Origin of the sequence: Arthrobacter sp. K5 (genome assembly GCF_040448525.1) — a bacterium.
GTDB classification, from domain to species: Bacteria; Actinomycetota; Actinomycetes; order Actinomycetales; family Micrococcaceae; genus Arthrobacter; species Arthrobacter globiformis.
Map to the genome: position 1 here is coordinate 557,663 of NZ_CP159279.1, position 20,491 is coordinate 578,153.

The 20,491-nt window shown below is 66.7% G+C and carries 12 protein-coding genes; 11 read left to right on the plus strand and 1 reads right to left on the minus strand.

Annotation, left to right across the window (positions count from 1 at the left end; all coding sequences use genetic code 11):
* Position 1 precedes the first annotated feature (1 nt).
* The 6 genes from ABRP34_RS02350 to ABRP34_RS02375 all read left to right on the plus strand — a co-directional run bounded on the left by ABRP34_RS02350 (position 2) and on the right by ABRP34_RS02375 (position 9,681).
* Positions 2 to 3,121, plus strand: coding sequence for a Pls/PosA family non-ribosomal peptide synthetase (locus ABRP34_RS02350; protein WP_353713290.1), 3,120 nt, complete (start codon positions 2 to 4; stop codon positions 3,119 to 3,121).
* Complete coding sequence (locus ABRP34_RS02355) at positions 3,118 to 5,733, plus strand: amino acid adenylation domain-containing protein (RefSeq protein ID WP_353712121.1); 2,616 nt, start codon at positions 3,118 to 3,120, stop codon at positions 5,731 to 5,733. The genes ABRP34_RS02350 and ABRP34_RS02355 overlap by 4 nt, the downstream gene beginning before the upstream one ends.
* A complete protein-coding gene (locus ABRP34_RS02360) occupies positions 5,733 to 6,740 on the plus strand; it encodes a TauD/TfdA family dioxygenase (RefSeq protein WP_353712122.1) in 1,008 nt (335 codons plus the stop codon). The genes ABRP34_RS02355 and ABRP34_RS02360 overlap by 1 nt, the downstream gene beginning before the upstream one ends.
* Positions 6,737 to 7,804 (plus strand): 2,3-diaminopropionate biosynthesis protein SbnB, encoded by a 1,068-nt coding sequence (gene sbnB / locus ABRP34_RS02365; protein WP_353712123.1) that lies wholly within the window; start codon positions 6,737 to 6,739, stop codon positions 7,802 to 7,804. Before ABRP34_RS02360 ends, sbnB begins: the two co-directional genes overlap by 4 nt.
* Before the next feature lie 51 nt (positions 7,805 to 7,855).
* Positions 7,856 to 8,998: an acyl-protein synthetase gene (locus ABRP34_RS02370; protein ID WP_353712124.1), complete on the plus strand. Its 1,143-nt coding sequence runs from the start codon at positions 7,856 to 7,858 to the stop codon at positions 8,996 to 8,998.
* A gap of 62 nt (positions 8,999 to 9,060) precedes the next feature.
* Positions 9,061 to 9,681: a hypothetical protein gene (locus tag ABRP34_RS02375; RefSeq protein WP_353712125.1), complete on the plus strand. Its 621-nt coding sequence runs from the start codon at positions 9,061 to 9,063 to the stop codon at positions 9,679 to 9,681.
* A 52-nt stretch (positions 9,682 to 9,733) separates the two neighbouring features.
* On the opposite strand, the gene ABRP34_RS02380 is transcribed toward ABRP34_RS02375, so the two are convergent.
* On the minus strand, positions 9,734 to 12,337 hold the full coding sequence (locus tag ABRP34_RS02380; protein WP_353712126.1) for a DUF3516 domain-containing protein: 2,604 nt from the start codon (positions 12,335 to 12,337) through the stop codon (positions 9,734 to 9,736).
* A gap of 131 nt (positions 12,338 to 12,468) precedes the next feature.
* Between ABRP34_RS02380 and ABRP34_RS02385 the strand changes: the two genes are divergently transcribed.
* From ABRP34_RS02385 to uvrA, 5 genes are all read left to right on the plus strand, one after another.
* Positions 12,469 to 13,242, plus strand: a complete 774-nt coding sequence (locus tag ABRP34_RS02385; RefSeq protein ID WP_353712127.1) for a trans-aconitate 2-methyltransferase — start codon at positions 12,469 to 12,471, stop codon at positions 13,240 to 13,242.
* Between the two features lie 123 nt (positions 13,243 to 13,365).
* Positions 13,366 to 15,186, plus strand: coding sequence for an ABC transporter ATP-binding protein (locus tag ABRP34_RS02390; RefSeq protein WP_353712128.1), 1,821 nt, complete (start codon positions 13,366 to 13,368; stop codon positions 15,184 to 15,186).
* A 30-nt stretch (positions 15,187 to 15,216) separates the two neighbouring features.
* A complete protein-coding gene (locus ABRP34_RS02395) occupies positions 15,217 to 17,076 on the plus strand; it encodes an ABC transporter ATP-binding protein (RefSeq protein WP_353712129.1) in 1,860 nt (619 codons plus the stop codon).
* Positions 17,073 to 17,453: a GntR family transcriptional regulator gene (locus ABRP34_RS02400; RefSeq protein ID WP_353712130.1), complete on the plus strand. Its 381-nt coding sequence runs from the start codon at positions 17,073 to 17,075 to the stop codon at positions 17,451 to 17,453. Before ABRP34_RS02395 ends, ABRP34_RS02400 begins: the two co-directional genes overlap by 4 nt.
* A 60-nt stretch (positions 17,454 to 17,513) precedes the next feature.
* The gene (uvrA, locus tag ABRP34_RS02405; RefSeq protein WP_003805551.1) at positions 17,514 to 20,438 is read left to right on the plus strand and encodes an excinuclease ABC subunit UvrA; all 2,925 of its coding nucleotides are present in this window, start codon (positions 17,514 to 17,516) and stop codon (positions 20,436 to 20,438) included.
* Positions 20,439 to 20,491: the final 53 nt, after the last annotated feature.

Consider the following 20,491-nt stretch of genomic DNA (forward strand, 5'->3'; position numbering starts at 1 on the left):
AATGCGTCTGGACAACCTGCAGGGCGCTCCGCGTTCCACATCTCCCCTCGATCCCCCCATTGCTGAGACAACCGCGGTTCCGGCCGGGAACGGCTCACCAGCCACTCCTGCCAAGGTTACGGCCGTTGCCTTGGAGCGCAGGCTGGCGGATCTTCTCGCATCTGTGGTGAAGAAGGACGACGTCCCCGTGGACGCCAACTTCTTCTACGAACTGGGCGCGGACTCGCTGGTCATGGCGCAGTTCTGCGCCCGCGTGCGCAAGCAGCCGGACCTGCCTGCCGTGTCGATCAAGGACATCTACCAGAACCCAACGATCTCGGCGCTGGCCGCGGCCCTGGCACCGGCGGAAACGGCGCCGGCGACGGTGCAGGTGCAGGAACGGTTGGCAGAGGTGCTCTCCGGCGTGCTGGACATGGAGCATGTGCCAGTGGATGCCGATTTCTTCCATGACCTGGGCGCGGACTCGCTGGTCATGGCTAAGTTCTGCGCCCGCGTGCGCAAGCAGCCGGGCCTGCCTGCGGTGTCGATCAGGGACATCTACCAGAACCCAACGATCTCGGCGCTGGCCGCGGCCCTGGCACCGGCGGAAGAGGCGTCGGGACAGGTGCAGGTGCAGGACCGGTTGGCAGAGGTGCTCTCCGGCGTGCTGGGCGTTGAGCGTGTGCCGGTGGATGCTGATTTCTTCCATGACCTGGGCGCGGACTCGCTGGTCATGGCTAAGTTCTGCGCCCGGGTGCGCAAGCAGCCGGACCTGCCCCAGGTGTCCATGAAGGAGATCTATAGCAACCCGAATATCTCCGCACTGGCAGCGGCTCTGCAGGTCCCCTCACAGCACGACCGGCTGCCGGAGTCCTCGCCGGTTGCGGCTTCGGTGCCGGTGGTTCCTGCGCCCATGGACGCACGGACCTGGGAGTATGTTGCCTGTGGCGCCCTGCAGGTGCTCGTCTACCTCGGATATTGCCTCCTTGCTGGCTGGCTCGCGGTCGTGGGCTACCAGTGGATATTCCCGGAGGCGGGGCCGGGTAACCATGATTGGTTGGGCCACGGGATGAGCCTGTTGGAGGTTTACCTCCGGTCCGTCGCCTACGCGGGGGCGACGTTTGTGCTGTTGAGTATCCTGCCGGTGGCCGCGAAGTGGATGATCGTCGGGCGCTTCCGGCCGCAGGAGATCCGGATTTGGAGTCTGTCGTACTTCCGGTTCTGGCTGGTTAAGACGCTGATGCGGACCTCGCCGATGGCGTTGCTGAACGGTTCGCCGCTGACAACGTTTTATCTGCGGGCGATGGGTGCCAGGGTGGGCCGGAACGTGACGATCATGACCAAGCGCCTGCCGGTGTGCACCGATTTGCTCACGATTGGGGAGGGTACGGTGATCCGTAAGGATGTGATCGCCAGCGGCTACCGGGCCCATGGCGGCGTCATCCAGTTGGGCGCGGTGACGCTGGGCCGTGACGTGATCGTCGGCGAGGGCAGCATCCTGGACATTAACACGGCTATGGGGGACGGCTCGCAGTTGGGCCACCGGTCCAGTTTGTACGCTGGCCAGGCCGTTCCCGGGGACGAGCGCTGGCACGGTACGCCGGGCAGGCGCACGGATGTGGACTTCCGCACGGTTGAGGCCACGCCCTACCGGCCCTGGCGCCGGGGATGGTTCGCCTTCACCCAGTTCTTGAGTGCGCTCGGGTTGGGCCGGGTCATGCTGACCATAGCCATCGCCTTGGCCGTCCTGGCGTTTCCGCGCGTGGCGGCGCTGTTGGAGCCGCACCCGTTGGCGTTCACTGACTGGTCCTTCTACGCCCACGCTGTTGGCCTCGCCGGCCTGACTGTCTTCGGTGGAACGGTCGCGGCGTTGGTCCTGGTCACGACTGTGCCGCGGCTGCTCAACCTCGCTCTGAAGCCGGACACGGTGTATCCGCTGTTCGGCCTGCGTGACGCGGCGGCGCGGGCGGTGACAAGGTTGAGCAACAATGCCATGCTTGGAGGGTTGTTCGGCGACAGCTCGTATGTTGTGAACTACCTGCGGGCCATCGGGTACGACCTGGGGCAGGTCCAGCAGACCGGTTCGAACATGGGCACAGTGTTCAAGCACGACAACCCGTTCCTTTCCTCGATCGGCACCGGCACGATGATCGCCGACGCGGTGTCGTTTATGAACGCCGACTACTCGCCGACGTCGTTCAAGGTCAGTCGGGCGGCGATCGGCGCGCACAACTTCCTGGGCAACGGCGTTTTCTTCCCGGCCGGGGCAAGGACCGGGGACAACTGCCTGCTCGCGACCATGGTGGCGGTCCCGATCGACGGACCGGTGCGCCATGACGTGGGTTTGCTCGGGTCCCCGCCGTTCGAGATCCCCCGCTCGGTCCTGCGGGATGCCCTGCCCGAGGAACTTACGCACCGTGCGCAGTTCCGGCGGGATTTGGCGGCCAAGAACAGGCACAACCTGCGCACGATGGCCCTCGTGATGCTGGTGCGGTGGCTGAACCTCTCGCTGGCCATGATCATCATGTTCGCCGCCCTTGACCTGTCTGACCAGTTCGGTTTCCTTGCCGTGAGCGCGTCGTTTGTCGTGGTGCTCCTGATTTCCTTGCTTGTCCCCAGCGGCATCGAGCACATCGTGACGCGGTCCGGGCGGCTTCAGCCACAGCTCTGCTCCATCTATTACCCATATTTCTGGTGGCACGAGCGGTACTGGAAGCTGCAGATGCCGAGCAGGCAGCTGAGCATCCTGGACGGGACGCCGTTCAAGCCGCTGGTCTGGCGTCTGCTCGGGGTGCGGATCGGGTCCCGGGTCTTCGACGACGGCTGCGCGTTCCCGGAGCGGGGTCTGGTGACGGTCGGCTCCCGCTGCACACTGAACGCCGGCTCCGCGGTGCAGTGCCATTCCCAGGAGGACGGAATGTTCAAGACCGGCCGCACCGTCCTTGGGGACGGCGTCACGCTCGGCGTCGGCTGCGTTGTCCACTACGGCGTGAGCGCAGAAGACGGTGCCGTCGTCACCACCGACTCCTTCGTGATGAAGGGGACGACCCTGCCCCGGGGAACCGTGTGGGGCGGGAACCCGGCCGAAGAAGCCCCCGCCGCCGCCACGTCCCCCCTCGGCCTGGAAAGGTCCCTGTCATGACCACCACCACCACCACGTCTGCGTTGACCTGCCGCACCGCCGACCGCCCGCCCGGCCAGGACCGGACCGCCCCCGCGGGTGCCGCGCCGACGGCGATTCCCAGGTGGACGCTGGAGCGGTTGCCGGGTCGGGGGCGGATCGAAGTGGCTGTGCCCGAGGACCTGCGCCAGGCCGTGCAAACGCTGGCCCAGAGCCTGCAGGTGCCTCCCGTCTCGGTCTGGCTGGCAGCCCATGGACGGGTGCTCCAGGCGCTGTCCGGCGAAACAGAGGTCACGACCGGCTGGAAGGACGCCTCGGGGACGTGGCCCTGCGAACTCGATCTGCGTGTAGGTTCATGGCATGCGCTGGTCTCTTCGGCGCGCACCCGGCAGGTCCGGGCCCACGCCGAGCGGGCCGGGGGGCCGCAGGCGGGGCGGCCGCCGGCTTCGGGAACATACGAGGTGGTATTCAGCACCGGCCCTGACGAGGATTCCGGGCTCGCGGAAGGCCTCGTTCTGGGAGTGTCCCTCCGCGCCGCCGCGGGTGGCGAAGCGTTGAGCCTGCGCTACCGCCGCGACGTCCTCGACGAGGACGCAGCCCTCCGGATCGCCGGCTATCACCTGAGCGCAGTCCGCCATCTGGTTGCCGACCCCGAGTCGGACCCCGGCGACGTCGACCTCGTCGGTCCCGAGGAGCGGCGCCTGCAACTGGAACAGCTCGCCGGGCCCGTGCGGCCCCGGCCCCAGCGGCGCTTCCACGAGCTGTTCGAGGAGCGCGTCCGGCAGCATCCCGGGCGCATCGCGGCGGTCCAGGACACGCGGGAGTGGACGTACGCGGAGCTGAACGCCCGCGCCAACCGGTTGGCCCGTGCCTTGCTCGCGCGAGGTCTGGGCGCGGAGGACATCGTGGCGGTCGTCGCCGAACGGGACCTGGAGTGGATGGCCGCCGTCATCGGCATCTTCAAGGCCGGAGGCGCCTACCTGCCGATTGAGCCGCACTTCCCGGCCGACCGAATCGCCAGAACGCTCACGCGGGCCGGGGCCCGGGCAGTGCTCACCGAAGGCGGCAGCACCGCCACCCTCGATGAGGCACTGGAAGGAATGCCGGCAGTGACGAAGCTTCTGTTCGAGGACATCGAGGCCGAGGGGCACCCCGCCGGCGACCTCGGCATGGAGATTCGTCCCGATCAGCTCGCTTACGTCTATTTCACCTCCGGGTCCACTGGCGAGCCGAAAGGCGCGATGTGCGAGCACGCCGGCATGGTGAACCACCTGTACGCCAAGATCGAGGCCCTGGGGATCCGCGCCGGGGACGTCGTCGCCCAGACAGCCCCCCAATGCTTCGACATCTCGCTGTGGCAACTGGTCTCGGCGCTGCTCGTCGGCGGCCGCACACTCATCGTCGGGCAGGACCGCATCCTCGACGTCGAGCGGTTCATCGATACGGTGGAACGGGGCGCGGTGGCGGTCTTCCAGGTCGTCCCGTCGTATCTGGACGCCGTGGTCGCGTACCTGGGCGGCAAGCCCCGGCCCTTACCGCACCTCCGCTGCGTCTCGGCCACAGGGGAGGCTCTCAAGCGTGAGCTGGTCCGCCGCTGGTTCGACGTGATGCCGGACGTCAAGCTGGTCAACGCCTACGGGCTAACGGAAACCTCCGACGACACAAACCACGAAGTGATGAGTGCAGCGCCCGCGGGCGGCTCCGTGCCACTGGGCCCGCCAATCCCGAACGTCCGGATCCACATCCTCGACGAGCGGCAGCGGCTCGTGCCGCTGGGAGCGCCGGGCGAGATCGCCTTCTCCGGGGTGTGCGTGGGCCGCGGCTACATCAACGACCCGGAGCGCACTGCACAGGCCTACTCCACCGATCCCTATGTGGACGGCGCGCGGCTCTACCGGGCCGGCGACTACGGCCGCTGGTCCCCGGACGGCAAGCTGGAGTACCTGGGCCGGCGGGACAACCAGGTCAAGATCTCCGGGTTCCGGATCGAGATCGGCGACATCGAGAACGCGCTGCTGCGGATTCCCGGCGTCCGCGACGGCGCCGTCGTCGTCGGCGAGGGCGCCGGGCAGTCCAAGTTCCTGGTGGCCTTCTACTCCGGTAACCGCCAGCTCGAGGTGGACGAAATCCGCAGCGGGATGGCCGCTCGGGTACCGGGTTACATGGTTCCGTCGGCGTACAGGTGGCAGGAGAGCCTGCCCCTGACCGGCAACGGGAAAATCGACCGGAAGGCCTTGACCCGCATGGCGCGGGAGGTCGTTCCCGAAGCAGGCGCCGCCTCGGAAGCCCTTTCAGGCACTGAGCGGCGGCTCGCCGAAGCATGGGCGACGGTGCTCGGCCTGCCGGTGGGCCGGATCGGCGGGCAGGACTCGTTCTTCGCACTGGGCGGCACGTCGCTGTCCGCGGTGAAGCTCGCGGTCCTGCTTAAGCGGGCAGTGTCGATCAAGGACATCATGCAGACGCCCATCCTGGCGGACCTGGCGGCCCTGCTCGAAGCCTCGTCCCTCGCGGACACAACCGATCCGTCCGGCCGGCACGCGGCGGGATCCGCGGCGGAGCCCGACTCCATGGCCCCGGTGGGAGGACCGGTTGGCCACTCCCACCAGCTACCCATGAAACGGAAGGACTTCTGATGTCATCTCCTACACCCAGGATCCAGTTCGACGTGGAACGCCAAGCCGGACATGCGCCGATCCTCACCGTCGAGGATGGCCACGACCCCGCGCGGTGGGCCGAAGAGAACCGTGGGGCGCTGCGTGCGGCGGTGGATGAGCACGGCGCCGTCCTGGTCCGCGGCCTGGGCCTCCGCGATCCAGCCGAAGTGGCCGCTACCTTCCAGCAGCTGGTTCCGGGCGGGCTCATGCCGGACCGGGAGGCTTTCGCCGCCAGGCAGCCCTACCTGGACGGCGTGTACTCATCCCTGACGTGGCCGGCGAACCAGCCCATGTGCATGCACCACGAGCTCAGCTACGCGCTCGAGTTCCCCGGCCTGATGCTCTTCGCCTGCCTCCAGGCACCCAGCGTCGGTGGGGTGACCGGTGTGGCGGACGCCCGCGCCGTGCTCGATGCCATACCCCTGGACATCGTCCGGCGGTTCGAAAACGAGGGATGGCTGCTCGCCCGCAGCTACAACGAAGACATCGGTGCCACCTATGAGGAGGCGTTCGGGGTCTCGGACCGCGCCGACGTCGAGAACTACTGCCGCGCGCACAAGATCGAGTTCGAGTGGCAGCCCGACGGGGAGCTGCGCACCCGGCAACGGCGCCCCGCCGTAATCCGGCACCCGGTGACCGGCCAGCGCTGCTGGTTCAACCAGGTGGCGTTCCTGAGCGAATGGACGATCGCGCCGGAGGTGCGGGAGTACCTGGTGGACGTCTACGGTCCCGACGGGCTGCCCTTCAACACCCGCTTCGGCAACGGCGAGCCGATCGAGGAGGACATCATTGCCCTCCTGAACGAGGTCTACGAGGCCCACACTCTTCGAACCCCCTGGCAGACGGGGGACCTCATGCTCGTCGACAACGTCAGCATGGCGCACAGCCGCGAGGCCTATGAGGGACCTCGGGAGATTCTTGTCGGTATGGCCGAGCCGCGCAACATTTTCGATCTCGATACGCACACCCAGGACGGTTCCAGATGACAAAACTCGCCACTTCCCCAGCCGCAGCGGCCGCAGAGCCGAAGACGGTTCCGCCCTTCGCGGTGATTGCAGGGACCCAGGTGCAGCAGGTGCTCCAGGGCCGGGAAAAACAGGTCGTCGAGCTGGTCGAGCAGACCTACCGGGTGCACGCAGCCGGAGACTCGGTGAACCCGCCGTCCTATTTCCTGCGCTTCCCGGACCGGCCCACCTCGCGCATCATCGCCCTGCCGGCCTCGATCGGCGGACAGGTGGAGGTTGACGGCATTAAATGGGTCTCCAGCTTCCCGGACAACGTGTCGTCGGGGATTCCGCGCGCCTCAGCGGTGCTGATCCTCAACGACCGGGGAACGGGCTACCCCTTCGCCTGCATGGAGGGCTCCATTATCAGCGCCTCCAGGACGGCCGCATCGGCTGCCGCGGCGGCCGACTGGCTCAGCCGGGGCCGCGGGCGTCCACGAAGAGTCGGGTTCTTCGGCGTTGGCCTCATCGCCCGCTACATCCACACCTTCCTGAAGGCCACCGACTGGTCCTTCGACGAGATCGGGGTGTTCGACCTCTCGGGTGAGAGCGCGGAGGGTTTCAAAGGCTATCTCGAGCGCAGCGGCACCGGAGCCCGGGTGACCGTGCACGACGGCCCCGAGCAGCTGATCAGAAGCAGCGACCTCGTCGTGTTCGCCACCGTGGCGGGCCAGCCGCACGTGCACGACACGACATGGTTCGCGCACAACCCCCTGGTGCTGCACGTGTCCCTGCGCGATCTGGCCCCGGAGATCCTGCTGGCATCAACCAACATCCTCGACGACATCGACCACTGCCTGAAAGCCGGGACGTCCGCGCATCTCCTGGAGCAGATGACCGGCAACAGGGACTTCGTGGACGGCACCCTGGCCGACGTCATGGAAGGCAAAATCCAGCCACCGGAGGACCGCCCCATCGTGTTCTCCCCGTTCGGCCTCGGCGTGCTCGACCTCGCAGTGGGCAAATACGTCTACGACGAACTCGCCCACAGCGGCCAACTCCGGGTGCTCGAGGACTTCTTCTCCGAGCTGCGCCGGTACGGCTGATCCGGCGGAGCAACCACGCTCATCGGTTCGCACTCAATCAGGAGTGACACAATGCTTTCGTTACCGCAGATGCTGGGGAATGTGTCTAAGGCCTACCTCCAGTCGCCTGATGACTGGGCAGGATCGGTAACCGGCGTCCTGCGGGACGCCGCGATCTACCACGAAGCCAGAAACGGCTTCTACCGTGCCCAGTGTGACGCGTTGGGAGTCGATCCCGCCGCGATCAACGACATCAACGACCTGCAAGACCTGCCACTGTTGCCGGTCGGCATGTTCAAGCGTCCCGACGCCCAGTTGCTGCTCACCTGCTCCCTGGCCGACATCGAGACCGAAACCCGCTCCAGCGGAACCCGCGGTGTCCCGTCCGTCGCCCCCCGCAACAGCGAGACATTGACCCTGGCGCTGGTCGGCCTGATCGGGACCTACCGGGAGTTCTTCAGCTTGTCCGGGGGCGCGGGACTTTTCTTGAACCCGTCGGACCCAGAAGCTTCGGAGATGGGACTGCTCAAGGACTTGAACATCCTGAACTGCGTCTTCGACCACCACACATATCTCGCTGCCGACCAGGCGTTCGACGCCAGGGAGGCCTTGGAGCACCTGCGCCGGTGGAAGGGCCATATGACACGCCACATCGTCGGTCCGCCCTTCCTCATCGGCCTGCTCCTCCGGTTCCTCGAGCGGGAGAAGGTCAATGTGCGCCTGGACCCGTACAGCATGATCATCACTCTCGGCGGCTGGAAGCGGCACACGGCCGAGGCCATCCCTGACGAAGGCTTTCGGCAGCGGTGCCACGACTCGCTCGGCGTGCGCCCGGAGAACGTGCGCGACATGTACGGCATGGTCGAGTCGAACATGCTCGCTGTCGAATGCCACCTGCATCGCAAGCACGTTCCGCCGTGGTGCTACATCTCCATCCGGGATCCTGGCCAGAACGGGAAAGAGCTCGCCCCGGGGGAGACCGGCACCATCGCCGTCCTGGACGCCCTCAGCACCAGCTACCCCGGTTTCCTCCTCACCGACGACATAGGCGACGTCGAAACCGGAACCTGCGGGTGCGGCAGAACCGGCCAGGTCATCAACTTCCGCCGCCGGGGGCAAGGTGACGGGCTTGGCCACTGCCCCGTCAGCATCGAGCGCTACCTCGGTTCGGGCACCACCGCCGAGGCTGAGGCACCGGCTCTCGTGAAGGCCTGACTTACATGCGCACACCTACCCGCACCGCAAGGCCGTGTCACAGTGATGGAAGGGACAGGCCCATGGAAGCGCCGTCTTCCATCGCCGGAACCCGCCCGTTCCCGAGCACGGCAACCGCCAAGCAGGAACCGGTACCGACGGTGGTCAGTCAGATGCATGAAGTGACGACGGGCAGCAGCATGCCGCCCGCAGTGCATACGGATCCGGCTGCGAATGTGCGGGCCGGCGTCACAGTCTATTTCCTCGGCGGCGAGCAGAACCTGCTCTACGTTGAGGACAACGGGCAGTGGGTGGAATACGTAAAGTCCGCCCCGCCGTCGGAGGATCAGAGACCGGAAGCTGAAGCGCCCCTGACCCAGCCAGTTCCTCACACGGATACAAGCCAAAATGGCCGCCCGGGCCCTGATGCATGGCCGGACCCTGTGCATTGGGCAGGTTACACCTGCCACAGCCCCGACGAAATGACGCGGGACCGCAAGCCCCGGGTCTACTACGATCCCTGCACGAGGCCGGATCTGTTATTCACCGGGAACGGTGAGGCGCCCGCGCTGCCCTTGCCCGTCCTGGAGCTTGCCGGGCACCTGGCAGACCCGGAACCGTGGCTCGATCCCGAGTCGGGGGACCGGTTCTCGTCCATCCAGGCCAGCATGGTCCTGAAGCTGCTGAGGTACGCTCCGCGCTAGCCGTCTGCCGCTCTGGCTTGTTGGCAATGCACTGCCCGCTCACGCGGAGGTCTCAGTTTGCCGAAATAGCCTTCCCGATCCGGACAGCGCCGGTCAGAGGACAGCGCCGATCAGAGCCGGTCGCCCCGGTCACCCGGACCACCGCGGTGCCGGTCTCGTCCGAGGCAGCCAGATCCACCTCCGCGGATATTCCCCAGTCGTGGTTGCCCGCCGGATCATCGAAGATCTGCCGGACCTTCCAGACGCCGGGCTCCTCGGTGATGATGAGCAGCCCGGGACCGCGGGCGTCAGGGCCGATGCCGATGTCGTCGTGCTCGTCGAAATAGTCGTCCAGGACGTCTTCCCAGCGGTCCGCATCCCAGCCGGCGTCGCCGTCGAGCTCGCCCAGTGCGGTGGCGTCCTCGTCGGCGAAAAGCTCGACGCGGCGGAACATCTCGTTCCGGACCATGACCCGGAACGCCCGGATGTTGGACGTGAGCGACGGCGGCGGGGGAGGCGGTGCGTCGTGAGGCGTCGGGGCGGCACCGGACGCCAGCTCCTCCCACTCGTCCAGCAGGCTGGAATCCACCTGGCGCACCAGCTCGCCGAGCCAGGCGATCAGATCCTCGAGGTCCTCCCGCAGCGCATCCTGCGGCACGGTCTGCCGGAGTGCTTTGAAGCCATCCGCCAGGTACCGCAACACGATCCCCTCGGAACGGGCAAGGCCGTAGAACTGCACGAACTCGCCGAAGTTCATCGCGCGCTCGTACATGTCCCGGATGACCGACTTGGGAGCCAGCTCAAAGTCGCCCACCCACGGGGCTGCCTTGCGGTACACCTCGAAGGCCTCGCCCAGGATTTCCGCGAGCGGCTGGGGGTAGGTGACCTCGTCAAGCATGGCCATCCGCTGCTCATACTCGATGCCGTCAGCCTTCATGGCGGCCACCGCCTCGCCGCGTGCCTTCTTCTGCTGCGCCGAGAGGATCTGCCGCGGCTTCTCCAGCGTGGCTTCAATGACGGAGACGACGTCGACGGCGTAGGACGGCGATTCCGGATCCATCAGGTCCAGCGCGGCCAGGGCAAACGGCGAAAGCGGCTGGTTCAGAGCGAAGTTAGGCTGCAGGTGTACGGTCAGGCGCACCGTGCGGCCGTCCGGCCCCTGTTCCGCGGCCGGGATGCGTTCCACCACCTCGGCGGCGAGCAGTTCCCGGTAGATCCCCAGGGCCTTCTTCATCAGCCGCAGCTGCGAGGGACGGCTTTCGTGGTTTTCGGTCAAGAGCCGGCGCGCCGCCGCGAACGGGTCGCCGGGACGCTCCATGAGGTTCATCAGCATCGCATGTGTAACGGTGAAGCTGGAGTTCAGTGGGTCCGGGACAGAGTCCACCAGGCGGTTGTAGGTCGGTTCGCCCCAGGACACGAATCCCTCCGGCGGCTTTTTCTTCACCACCTGGCGCAGCTTCCGCTGGTCGTCGCCGAACTTCGCGGTGGCCTTGGCCATCGCCTTGACGTTTTCCACGACGTGCTCGGGGGCCTGCACCACCACGGTGCCGGCCGTATCGTAGCCGGCCCGGCCGGCCCTTCCGGCAATCTGGTGGAACTCACGGGAGTTGAGCAGGCGGGTGCGTACGCCGTCGTACTTGCTCAGGGCGGTGAGCACGACAGTGCGGATGGGCACGTTGATCCCCACGCCCAGCGTGTCCGTGCCGCAGATAACCTTGAGCAGGCCGGCCTGGGCCAGTTGCTCCACGAGCCGGCGGTACTTGGGCAGCATGCCCGCATGGTGCACGCCGATGCCGTGCCGGACGAGGCGGTTCAGGGTCTTGCCGAAGCCCGCCGCGAAACGGAAGTTCGCGATGAGCTCGGCGATCCTGTCCTTTTCCTCGCGCGTGCACACGTTGATGCTCATGAGCGTCTGGGCGCGCTCGATGGCCTCCGCCTGGCTGAAATGCACCACATAGACCGGCACCTCCTTGGTGCCGAGCAGCTCTTCGAGGGTTTCGTGAACCGGCGTCTCGCGGTAATAGTAGTGCAGCGGAATGGGGCGTTCGGCCGAGCTGACGGTGGTGGTCGGCCGTCCTGTGAGTTCGGTCATGCCGGCTTCGAACCGGCTGACGTCGCCCAGCGTGGCGGACATCAGGAGAAACTGTGCCTGTGGGAGTTCCAGCAGCGGAACCTGCCACGCCCAGCCGCGCTGCGGATCGGAGTAGAAATGGAATTCGTCCATGATCACAGCGCCCAGCTCGGCCGCCGCGCCTTCGCGCAGGGCGGTGTTGGCCAGGATTTCGGCGGTGCAGCAGATGATCGGGGCGTCCTGGTTCACGCCGGAGTCGCCGGTGATCATGCCGACGTTCTCCGCCCCGAAGATCTCGCAGAGGGCGAAGAACTTCTCGGAGACCAGGGCCTTGATGGGGGCCGTGTAATAGCTGCGCTCGCCGCGGGCCATCGCCTGGAAGTGGGCGGCAATGGCAACGAGTGACTTGCCTGATCCGGTAGGCGTCGCGAGGATCACGTTGGCGCCGGAGGCCAGCTCCATGATGGCCTCGTCCTGGGCCGGGTAGAGCTGCAGGCCGCGGCTTTCGGTCCACTCCACGAAGCGCTCGTACAGCGTGTCCGGGTCCGCGCCGGTTCCGGTGGTGATCCGTGCGGACGGGGCGGGGAGCTGTTCAACGAGTTTCATTGCCTCCCAGCTTAGTGCCAGCGCGTCCCTGGACAGTTTCAGTCCAGCCCGGCGTTAGGCTCGCTCTGCCAGGACAAAACTTCAAGGACGAAGCTTCAACGAACAAGCTTCAACGAACAAACGGAGGCCATGTGTGGGATCCCGCCAAATACGTTCAGTTCGGGGACTACCGGCAGCGTCCGTTCTTTGACCTGACCGGCCGCGTCCTCCCCGACGACCCGCGGCAGGTGGTGGACCTGGGTTGTGGTCCCGGCAACCTGACCGCCACGCTCGCAGCCCGCTGGCCTGACGCGCGGGTGGTGGGCCTGGACTCCTCCGCCGAAATGCTGGCCACGGCCGAACATCACCGGCAGTCCGCGCCGGGACTGGAGTTCCGGCTCGGGGACATCGCTTCGTGGGCCCCCTCCGCGGACACCGATGTGGTGGTGAGCAACGCGGCTCTGCAGTGGGTCCCCGGGCACCCCGAACTGCTGGCCGGCTGGCTGAAGGCGCTGAAGCCGGGCGCGTGGTTTGCCCTCCAGGTGCCGGGGAACTTCACGTCCGCGTCCCATACCCTGATGCGCGACGCCGCCGAGTCGCCGAAGTGGGCCGGGAAGCTTGCCGGCGTGCTGCGCCACGATGAGGCGGTGGCGCATCCCGCAAAATACCTCGAGATCATGCTCGACGCCGGGTGCGCGGCAGACGCGTGGGAGACCACCTACCAGCAGGTGCTCACGGGCGAAAACCCGGTGCTGGATTGGGTGCGCGGCGCCGGCCTGCGGCCCGTGCTGGCTGCGCTGCCGCCGGACGATGCCGCCGAGTTCGAGGCCGAATACGGCGCCCGGCTGGCCGAGGCCTATCCGGCCACGCCGCACGGCACGGTGTACCCGTTCCGCAGGATCTTCGCGGTGGCCCGCAAGCTCTAGGGCAGCCGCTCCCGCCGCGCGCGGAATGTCCCGCGCGGTCCCATGTGATCTGGCTTACAATGGCCAAGCGGTCATTGGGGGCCTGCCCAGGCTCCCGTACGCCTTGGCGATAGAGGAGGCGCGGTGCTGATTGGCTTAATGCTCCGCCTCCTTGGCGAGCACCGGGCCGCTGTGTGGGCGATCATCGTGCTGCAGGTGGTGCAGACGGCAGGAAACCTGCTGCTGCCGACGCTGAATGCCAGCATCATCGACGACGGGATCCTCGCCAACCAGCCCGGGGTAATCCTGGGGCTTGGCGGCTGGATGCTGGTGCTCACCGCGGTCCAGGCCGCAGCCGCCCTGGCCGCCGGATACCTCGGGGCCGACGTCGCCATGAAAATTGGCCACCGCCTGAGACGGGAGCTGTTCGCCCAGGTCCAGGCGATGTCATCCCAGGAGATCGGGACCTTCGGCGCCCCCAGCCTCGTCACCAGGGCAACCAACGACGTCCAGCAAATCCAGACCTTCGCGGTCCTGCTCTTCACCATGCTCGCCGCGGCGCCGGTCATGGGCATCGGGGGAATCATCCTGGCCATCCAGCAAAATGCGGCCCTGTCCTCTGTCGTGATCGTCATAGTTCCGGTGCTGGTGCTCATCATGTACTTGATCGTGCGCCGCCTCATACCGCTCTACCGGCAGGGCCAGGCCCTTATCGACGGCATCACCCGGATCCTCCGCGAACAGATCATTGGCGCAAACGTCATCCGGGGCTTTGTCCGGCAGAAGCATGAAGTGACCCGGTTCACGGAAGCGAACCGGCGGCTGACGAACAACAACCTCCAGTCCGCGCTCCTGGTTGCGGGCATGCTTCCGATGATCATGATCGTGGTGAACCTCTCCTCGGTGGCCGTGGTCTGGTTCGGTGGGCAACTGATCGGCAGCGGCAATATGGAGGTGGGTGCCCTCACGGCCCTCATCGCCTACATCCTGCAGATCCTGCTGGCCATCATGATGGCCATGTATGTGTTCAGCACCGCACCCCGCGCGGCCGTCTGCGCCGAGCGGATCCAGGACGTGCTGGACGTGACCCCGGCACTGGCGGTACCCGCCGTGCCGGGGCCCGCAGGGGCAGGGCTAGCCGGGACGGCGTCCGCCCCGGTGCCAACAATCGCGGAGCCAACAATCGCGGATCCGGCAACCGCGGAGCCGGCTGCCGTCGCCGGCGGGGGAGTCGAGTTCAGCCACGTCTGGTTCGCCTATCCCGGGGCGGAGTCCCCGGTCCTGGCCGACATCTCTTTTACTGCCGGACCGGGCACCACCACGGCCATCATCGGTGCCACCGGCAGCGGTAAGACCACGCTCCTGAATCTCCTGCCGCGGTTCCTGAACGCCACGTCAGGCGAAATCCGGTTGGGCGGAGCCGACATCCGGAAACTGCCCGCTGACCGGCTTCGGGAACGGATTTCGGTGGTGCCGCAGCACTCGTATCTCTTCTCAGGCACTGTGGCAAGCAACCTGCGGATGGCCGCGCCGGAGGCAACTGAGGACGACCTGTGGAGGGCCCTGCGGTTGGCGCAGGCCGAGGACTTCGTCCGTCTGCTCCCGGACGGCCTGCATGCCGCCGTCGCGCAGGGCGGGGCCGGGCTTTCGGGCGGGCAGCGGCAGCGCCTCTGCATTGCCCGAGCGATGCTCCGCACCGCGGATCTTTACCTCTTTGACGACAGTTTTTCCGCCCTGGACTATGCCACCGAGGCCGCAGTTACGCGGGCGCTGGAGCCGGTGCTGGCAGCGGCAACGGTGCTGATGGTGGCTGAACGCATCCCGACCATCATGGGTGCGGACCGGATCCTGGTGCTCGAGGAAGGCCGGCTGGTGGCCCAGGGAACCCACACTGAACTGCTGGTCTCATCACCCACCTACCGGGAGATCGCCGAGTCGCAGCTGGCCCTCGATGAGCAGCCATGAGGGCCGGGCAGCCATGAGGGCCGGGCGCCCATGAAGGGCTCGCACGCCGCCGAACGCAAGACGGGCAGTTTCCTGCCGGCGGCCAGACGCCTCCTGGGCTTGCTGCGCCCGTTCAAGGGCAGGATGGCCCTGGCCGTCGCGGCGACCTGCGGCTTCGCCGCCCTCAACGTGGCGGCTCCCAAGCTCCTGGGTGACGCCACCGACGTCATCGTCGACGGTTTCATGCATGGCACGTTCGACGCCGGCAGGCTGGCGGCGCTGCTCGCTGTGGTGTCGCTGATGTACGTCGGGACCTCCGTTTTCAACTGGGTCCAGGGAGCCCTGACCGCCCAGACTGTGCAGCGGCTTGTTTTCGGTCTTCGCGCCGCCGTCGAGGACAAACTGCACCGGCTGCCGTCCGCGCACTTCCACGAGCAGGCCAGGGGCGATGTCCTCAGCAGGGCAACCAACGACGTCGACAACATCTCGCAGGCGCTCAACCAGCTGCTCACGCAGCTGATCATGTCCGTTCTGATGCTGTGCGGTTCGCTGGCCATGATGCTGTGGATCTCCCCGCTGCTGGCCGCCATCGCCCTGTTGTCCGTGCCGCTGTCCACGCTGATAACGGTGTTCATGGCGCGCCAGTCGCAGGCCTATTTCAGCGCCCAATGGGCATCCACCGGGGAGGTGAACGCCCATATTGAGGAATTCATCACCGGTCACGAGGTGATCAAGGCATTTGGGCAGCAGGACAGGGTCTCGGCCATCTTCGGCCGCGGCAACGACCGGCTGGCCCGGAGCAGCGCCCGCGCCCAGTTCGTCTCCGGAGCCGTGCAGCCGCTGATGGTTTTCGTCGCCAACCTTAACTACGTGGCCGTGGCCGTCGTCGGCGCCCTGCAGGTGGCGGCCGGCGGAATGACGATCGGCGGCATCCAGGCGTTCATCCAGTTCAGCCGGCTGTTCACCCAGCCGATGGGCCAGATCGGCGGCATGCTTACCCTCATGCAGTCCTGCGCAGCCTCGGCGGAACGGGTCTTCGCCCTGCTGGACGAACCTGAGATCCCGCGCGAGGACCAGGTTCCGGCCCGCCACGAAAACCTCCGCGGCCGGATAGATTTCGAGGACGTCACCTTTGCATACACCCGGGGGGCACCGGCCGTCAGCGGGCTGTCGTTCTCCGTCCTCCCGGGCCAGACCGTGGCCATCGTGGGCCACACCGGCGCCGGCAAGACCACCGTGATGAACCTCCTCATGCGCTTCTATGAGCTCGATTCAGGCCGTATTACGATCGACGGCACGGACATCGCCACGGTGCCTGTGGACTCGCTGCGGTCCAATTTCGCCGTGGTCATGCAGGACGTCTGGCTGTTCAGCGGCACGGTGCGCGACAACATCGAGTACGGCTGGCCCGGGGCGGACGATGACCGGGTCCTGGCAGCCGCCGAGGCCAGCCACGTGGACCACTTTGTGCGGTCGCTGCCCGCCGGTTACGCCACGGTCCTGGGGGACGACGGCGATTCGCTGAGCCAGGGCCAAAGGCAACTGATCACCATCGCGCGGGCCCGGCTCGCCGACCGCAGCGTCCTGATCCTGGATGAGGCAACAAGTTCCGTTGACACCCGGACCGAGGTGCAGATCAAGCTTGCGATGAACCGGCTGAGGCAGGGCAAGACGAACTTCATCATTGCCCACAGGTTGTCCACCGTGCGCGACGCTGATCTAATTCTCGTCATGGATCACGGACGCATTGTTGAACAGGGGACGCACAGCAGCCTGCTGTCCGTGGACGGTCATTACCGGCACCTGTATGAGGCCCAGTTCCGCGGGGTAGACCGCGAACTCGGCGCCATCCGCCGGCACCACGGCAGGCACGCCGCCGGCAAGCAGCGCTACCGGGAGTCCGGCCTGTGACCGCCGGGGATGCCTTCCCGGGGCGGTGGAAGCCGAACACCGGCAGCTCCGTGGCCCTCTTCGAGCAGCTGCGTCTCCACGTGATCGAACAGGCGGACCAGGGAAAGCTTGCCCCCGGTACACGGCTGCCGGCGGTGCGGGCCCTCGCCGGAACCCTCGGCGTGGCACCCCACACGGTGGCCCGGGCGTACAAGGAACTCGAAGCTGCGGGCGTCGTCGCCACGAAGGGCCGGAACGGGACGGTGGTCTGCGCCCGCGACGAGCGCTGGGGGGCTTTGTCCGAGGCCGCAGCCGAGTATGCGGCAGCCGCGAAATCGCAGGGCGCAACGTTCGCGGAGGCGGTCCACCTGTTGGCGGCTGCTTACGACGCTGAGTAGTGAGGGTGGCATAGCACACCCGCGTGGATATTCGAAGAAGTTTTCGACTAGCATTAGTGGGTGCCTAAAGCCGTAGCTGAAGAAACCGCCGTTGTCCCCTCCGCCGTCGTCCCCCTCAACCCCGCCAAACCGGCGCGCCCGGACCTGTCCCGGCTGGTGGTCAAGGGCGCCCGCGAGCACAACCTCCGCAACGTTGACCTCGACCTGCCGCGCGATGCCATGATCGTCTTCACGGGCCTGTCCGGCTCCGGAAAGTCGTCCCTGGCCTTCGATACCATCTTCGCCGAGGGCCAGCGCCGCTACGTCGAATCGCTCTCCGCCTACGCCCGGCAGTTCCTGGGCCAGGTGGACAAGCCCGACGTCGACTTCATCGAGGGCCTGTCGCCCGCGGTCTCGATCGACCAGAAGTCCACGAGCAAGAATCCACGCTCCACCGTGGGCACGATCACCGAAATTTACGACTACATGCGTCTCCTGTGGGCACGCGTGGGCCGTCCGCACTGCCCCGTCTGCGGTGAACCCGTCATCAAGCAGACGCCGCAGCAGATCGTGGACCAGCTGCTCGAACTGGAGGACGGCACCCGCTTCCAGATCCTCGCTCCCGTGGTGCGGGGGCGCAAGGGTGAGTTCGTCGACCTCTTCAAGGAATTGACGGCGAAGGGGTATTCCCGCGCCCGGGTCGACGGCGACCTCGTCCAGCTGAGCGATCCGCCCAAGCTGGGCAAGCAGTTCAAACACACCATTGAGGTGGTGGTGGACCGGCTCGTGGTCAAGGAAGGCATCCGGCAGCGCCTGACAGACTCCATCGAGACGGCCCTTGGCCTGGCTGAGGGACGCGTCCTGGCCGACTTCGTCGACCTGGAATCCGACGACCCCCACCGCACGCGCGCCTTTTCGGAAAACCTGGCCTGCCCCAATGAGCATCCGCTCGCCATCGACGAGATTGAGCCCCGGTCCTTCTCGTTCAACAACCCGTTCGGCGCCTGCTCGGCCTGCAGCGGCATCGGCACCCGGCTGGAAGTCGACGAGGAACTCATCATTCCCAACCCGGAGCTCGCGCTGGAGGACGGAGCCATCGCGCCGTGGTCCCTGGGCACCGCCACCACCGAGTACTGGAACCGTCTGCTCGGCGGACTCGCCAAAGAGCTCGGGTTCTCCATGACCACACCGTGGCAGGACCTTCCGTCCGAGGTCCGGCAGACTGTCCTGCACGGCAAGGACCACAAGGTTGTGGTGCAGTACCGCAACCGGTTCGGCAGGGAGCGCAAGTACAGCACCGGCTTCGAAGGCGTGGTGCAGTACGTGCACCGCAAGCACACCGAAACCGAGTCTGACTACGCCAGGGACCGCTACGAGGAATACATGCGGCAGATCCCCTGCCCCGCCTGCAACGGCGCCCGGCTGAACCCGGCGTCGCTCTCGGTTCTCATCAACGGCAAATCCATTGCCGACGTCGCGCGGCTGCCCATGCGCGAATGCGCAGCATTCCTGGACAACCTCGTGTTGACCGGCCGTGAGGCCCAGATCGCCCATCAGGTCCTCAAGGAGATCCAGGCCCGCCTGACCTTCCTGCTGGACGTGGGCCTGGAATACCTCAACCTGGAGCGCCCCTCCGGCACCCTCTCCGGCGGCGAGGCCCAGCGCATCAGGCTGGCCACCCAGATCGGCTCCGGCCTCGTGGGCGTCCTGTACGTCCTGGACGAGCCCTCCATCGGGCTGCACCAGCGGGACAACCGGCGCCTGATTGAGACCCTGACCCGGCTGCGGGACCTGGGCAACACCCTCATTGTGGTCGAGCACGACGAGGACACCATCCACGAGGCAGACTGGATCGTGGATATCGGCCCGGGAGCCGGCGAGCACGGCGGGCAGGTGGTCCACTCGGGGTCCTACAAGGCACTCCTGGAGAACACGAAGTCCCTGACCGGGGACTACCTCTCCGGCCGAAAGAGCATCGACGTCCCCAAGAAGCGGCGCAAGTACGACAAGAAGCGTGAGCTGAAGGTGGTCGGCGCCCGCGAGAACAACCTCGTGAACGTTGATGCCGCTTTCCCCCTGGGCCTGTTCACAGCCGTGACCGGCGTCAGCGGCTCCGGCAAGTCCACCCTGGTCAACGAGATCCTGTACAAGGTGCTGGCCAACAAGCTCAACGGCGCCAAGCAGGTGGCCGGGCGCCACCGCACTGTCCAGGGCCTCGAGCACCTGGACAAGGTGGTGCACGTGGACCAGAGCCCCATCGGCCGTACCCCGCGCTCCAACCCGGCAACGTACACCGGCGTGTTCGACCACATCCGGAAGCTCTTTGCCGAGACCACCGAAGCCAAGGTCCGCGGCTACATGCCCGGACGGTTCTCCTTCAACGTCAAGGGCGGCCGCTGCGAGGCCTGCTCCGGTGACGGCACGCTCAAGATCGAGATGAACTTCCTGCCGGACGTCTACGTCCCGTGCGAGGTTTGTCACGGTGCTCGCTACAACCGCGAGACCCTCGAGGTGCACTACAAGGGCAAGACCATCGCCGATGTCCTGAACATGCCCATCGAGGAGGGAGCCGAATTCTTCGCGGCGTTCTCCCCGATTGCCCGCCACCTCAAGACGCTCGTGGACGTCGGCCTCGGATACGTCCGGCTGGGCCAGCCCGCCACCACGCTGTCCGGCGGCGAGGCGCAGCGCGTGAAGCTGGCCGCCGAGCTCCAGAAACGGTCCAACGGCCGCAGCGTCTATGTCCTGGACGAGCCAACCACCGGGCTTCACTTCGAGGACATCCGGAAGCTGCTCATGGTGCTGCAGGGCCTCGTGGAGAAGGGCAACACGGTCATCACCATCGAGCACAACCTCGACGTCATCAAGAGCGCAGACTGGATCGTGGACCTGGGCCCTGACGGGGGTTCCGGCGGCGGCCGGATCGTGGCCTCCGGCACCCCCGAGCAGGTCTCCAAGTCCTCGGAAAGCCACACCGCGAAGTTCCTGGCCGAAATCCTCGGCTAGCGGCCCGAGCCCCGAGACGCCAACCAACTAAGACCCCAAACCACCATGGCGGC

Bases quoted from the DNA above. Each gene is read 5' to 3' on its own strand.
- ABRP34_RS02350 (WP_353713290.1), top strand. From the start codon at position 2: ATGCGTCTGGACAACCTGCAGGGCGCTCCGCGTTCCACATCTCCCCTC.
- ABRP34_RS02355 (WP_353712121.1), top strand. From the start codon at position 3,118: ATGACCACCACCACCACCACGTCTGCGTTGACCTGCCGCACCGCCGAC.
- ABRP34_RS02370 (WP_353712124.1), top strand. From the start codon at position 7,856: ATGCTTTCGTTACCGCAGATGCTGGGGAATGTGTCTAAGGCCTACCTC.
- ABRP34_RS02360 (WP_353712122.1), top strand. From the start codon at position 5,733: ATGTCATCTCCTACACCCAGGATCCAGTTCGACGTGGAACGCCAAGCC.
- ABRP34_RS02395 (WP_353712129.1), top strand. From the start codon at position 15,217: ATGAAGGGCTCGCACGCCGCCGAACGCAAGACGGGCAGTTTCCTGCCG.
- ABRP34_RS02375 (WP_353712125.1), top strand. From the start codon at position 9,061: ATGGAAGCGCCGTCTTCCATCGCCGGAACCCGCCCGTTCCCGAGCACG.
- sbnB (WP_353712123.1), top strand. From the start codon at position 6,737: ATGACAAAACTCGCCACTTCCCCAGCCGCAGCGGCCGCAGAGCCGAAG.
- ABRP34_RS02380 (WP_353712126.1), bottom strand. From the start codon at position 12,337: ATGAAACTCGTTGAACAGCTCCCCGCCCCGTCCGCACGGATCACCACC.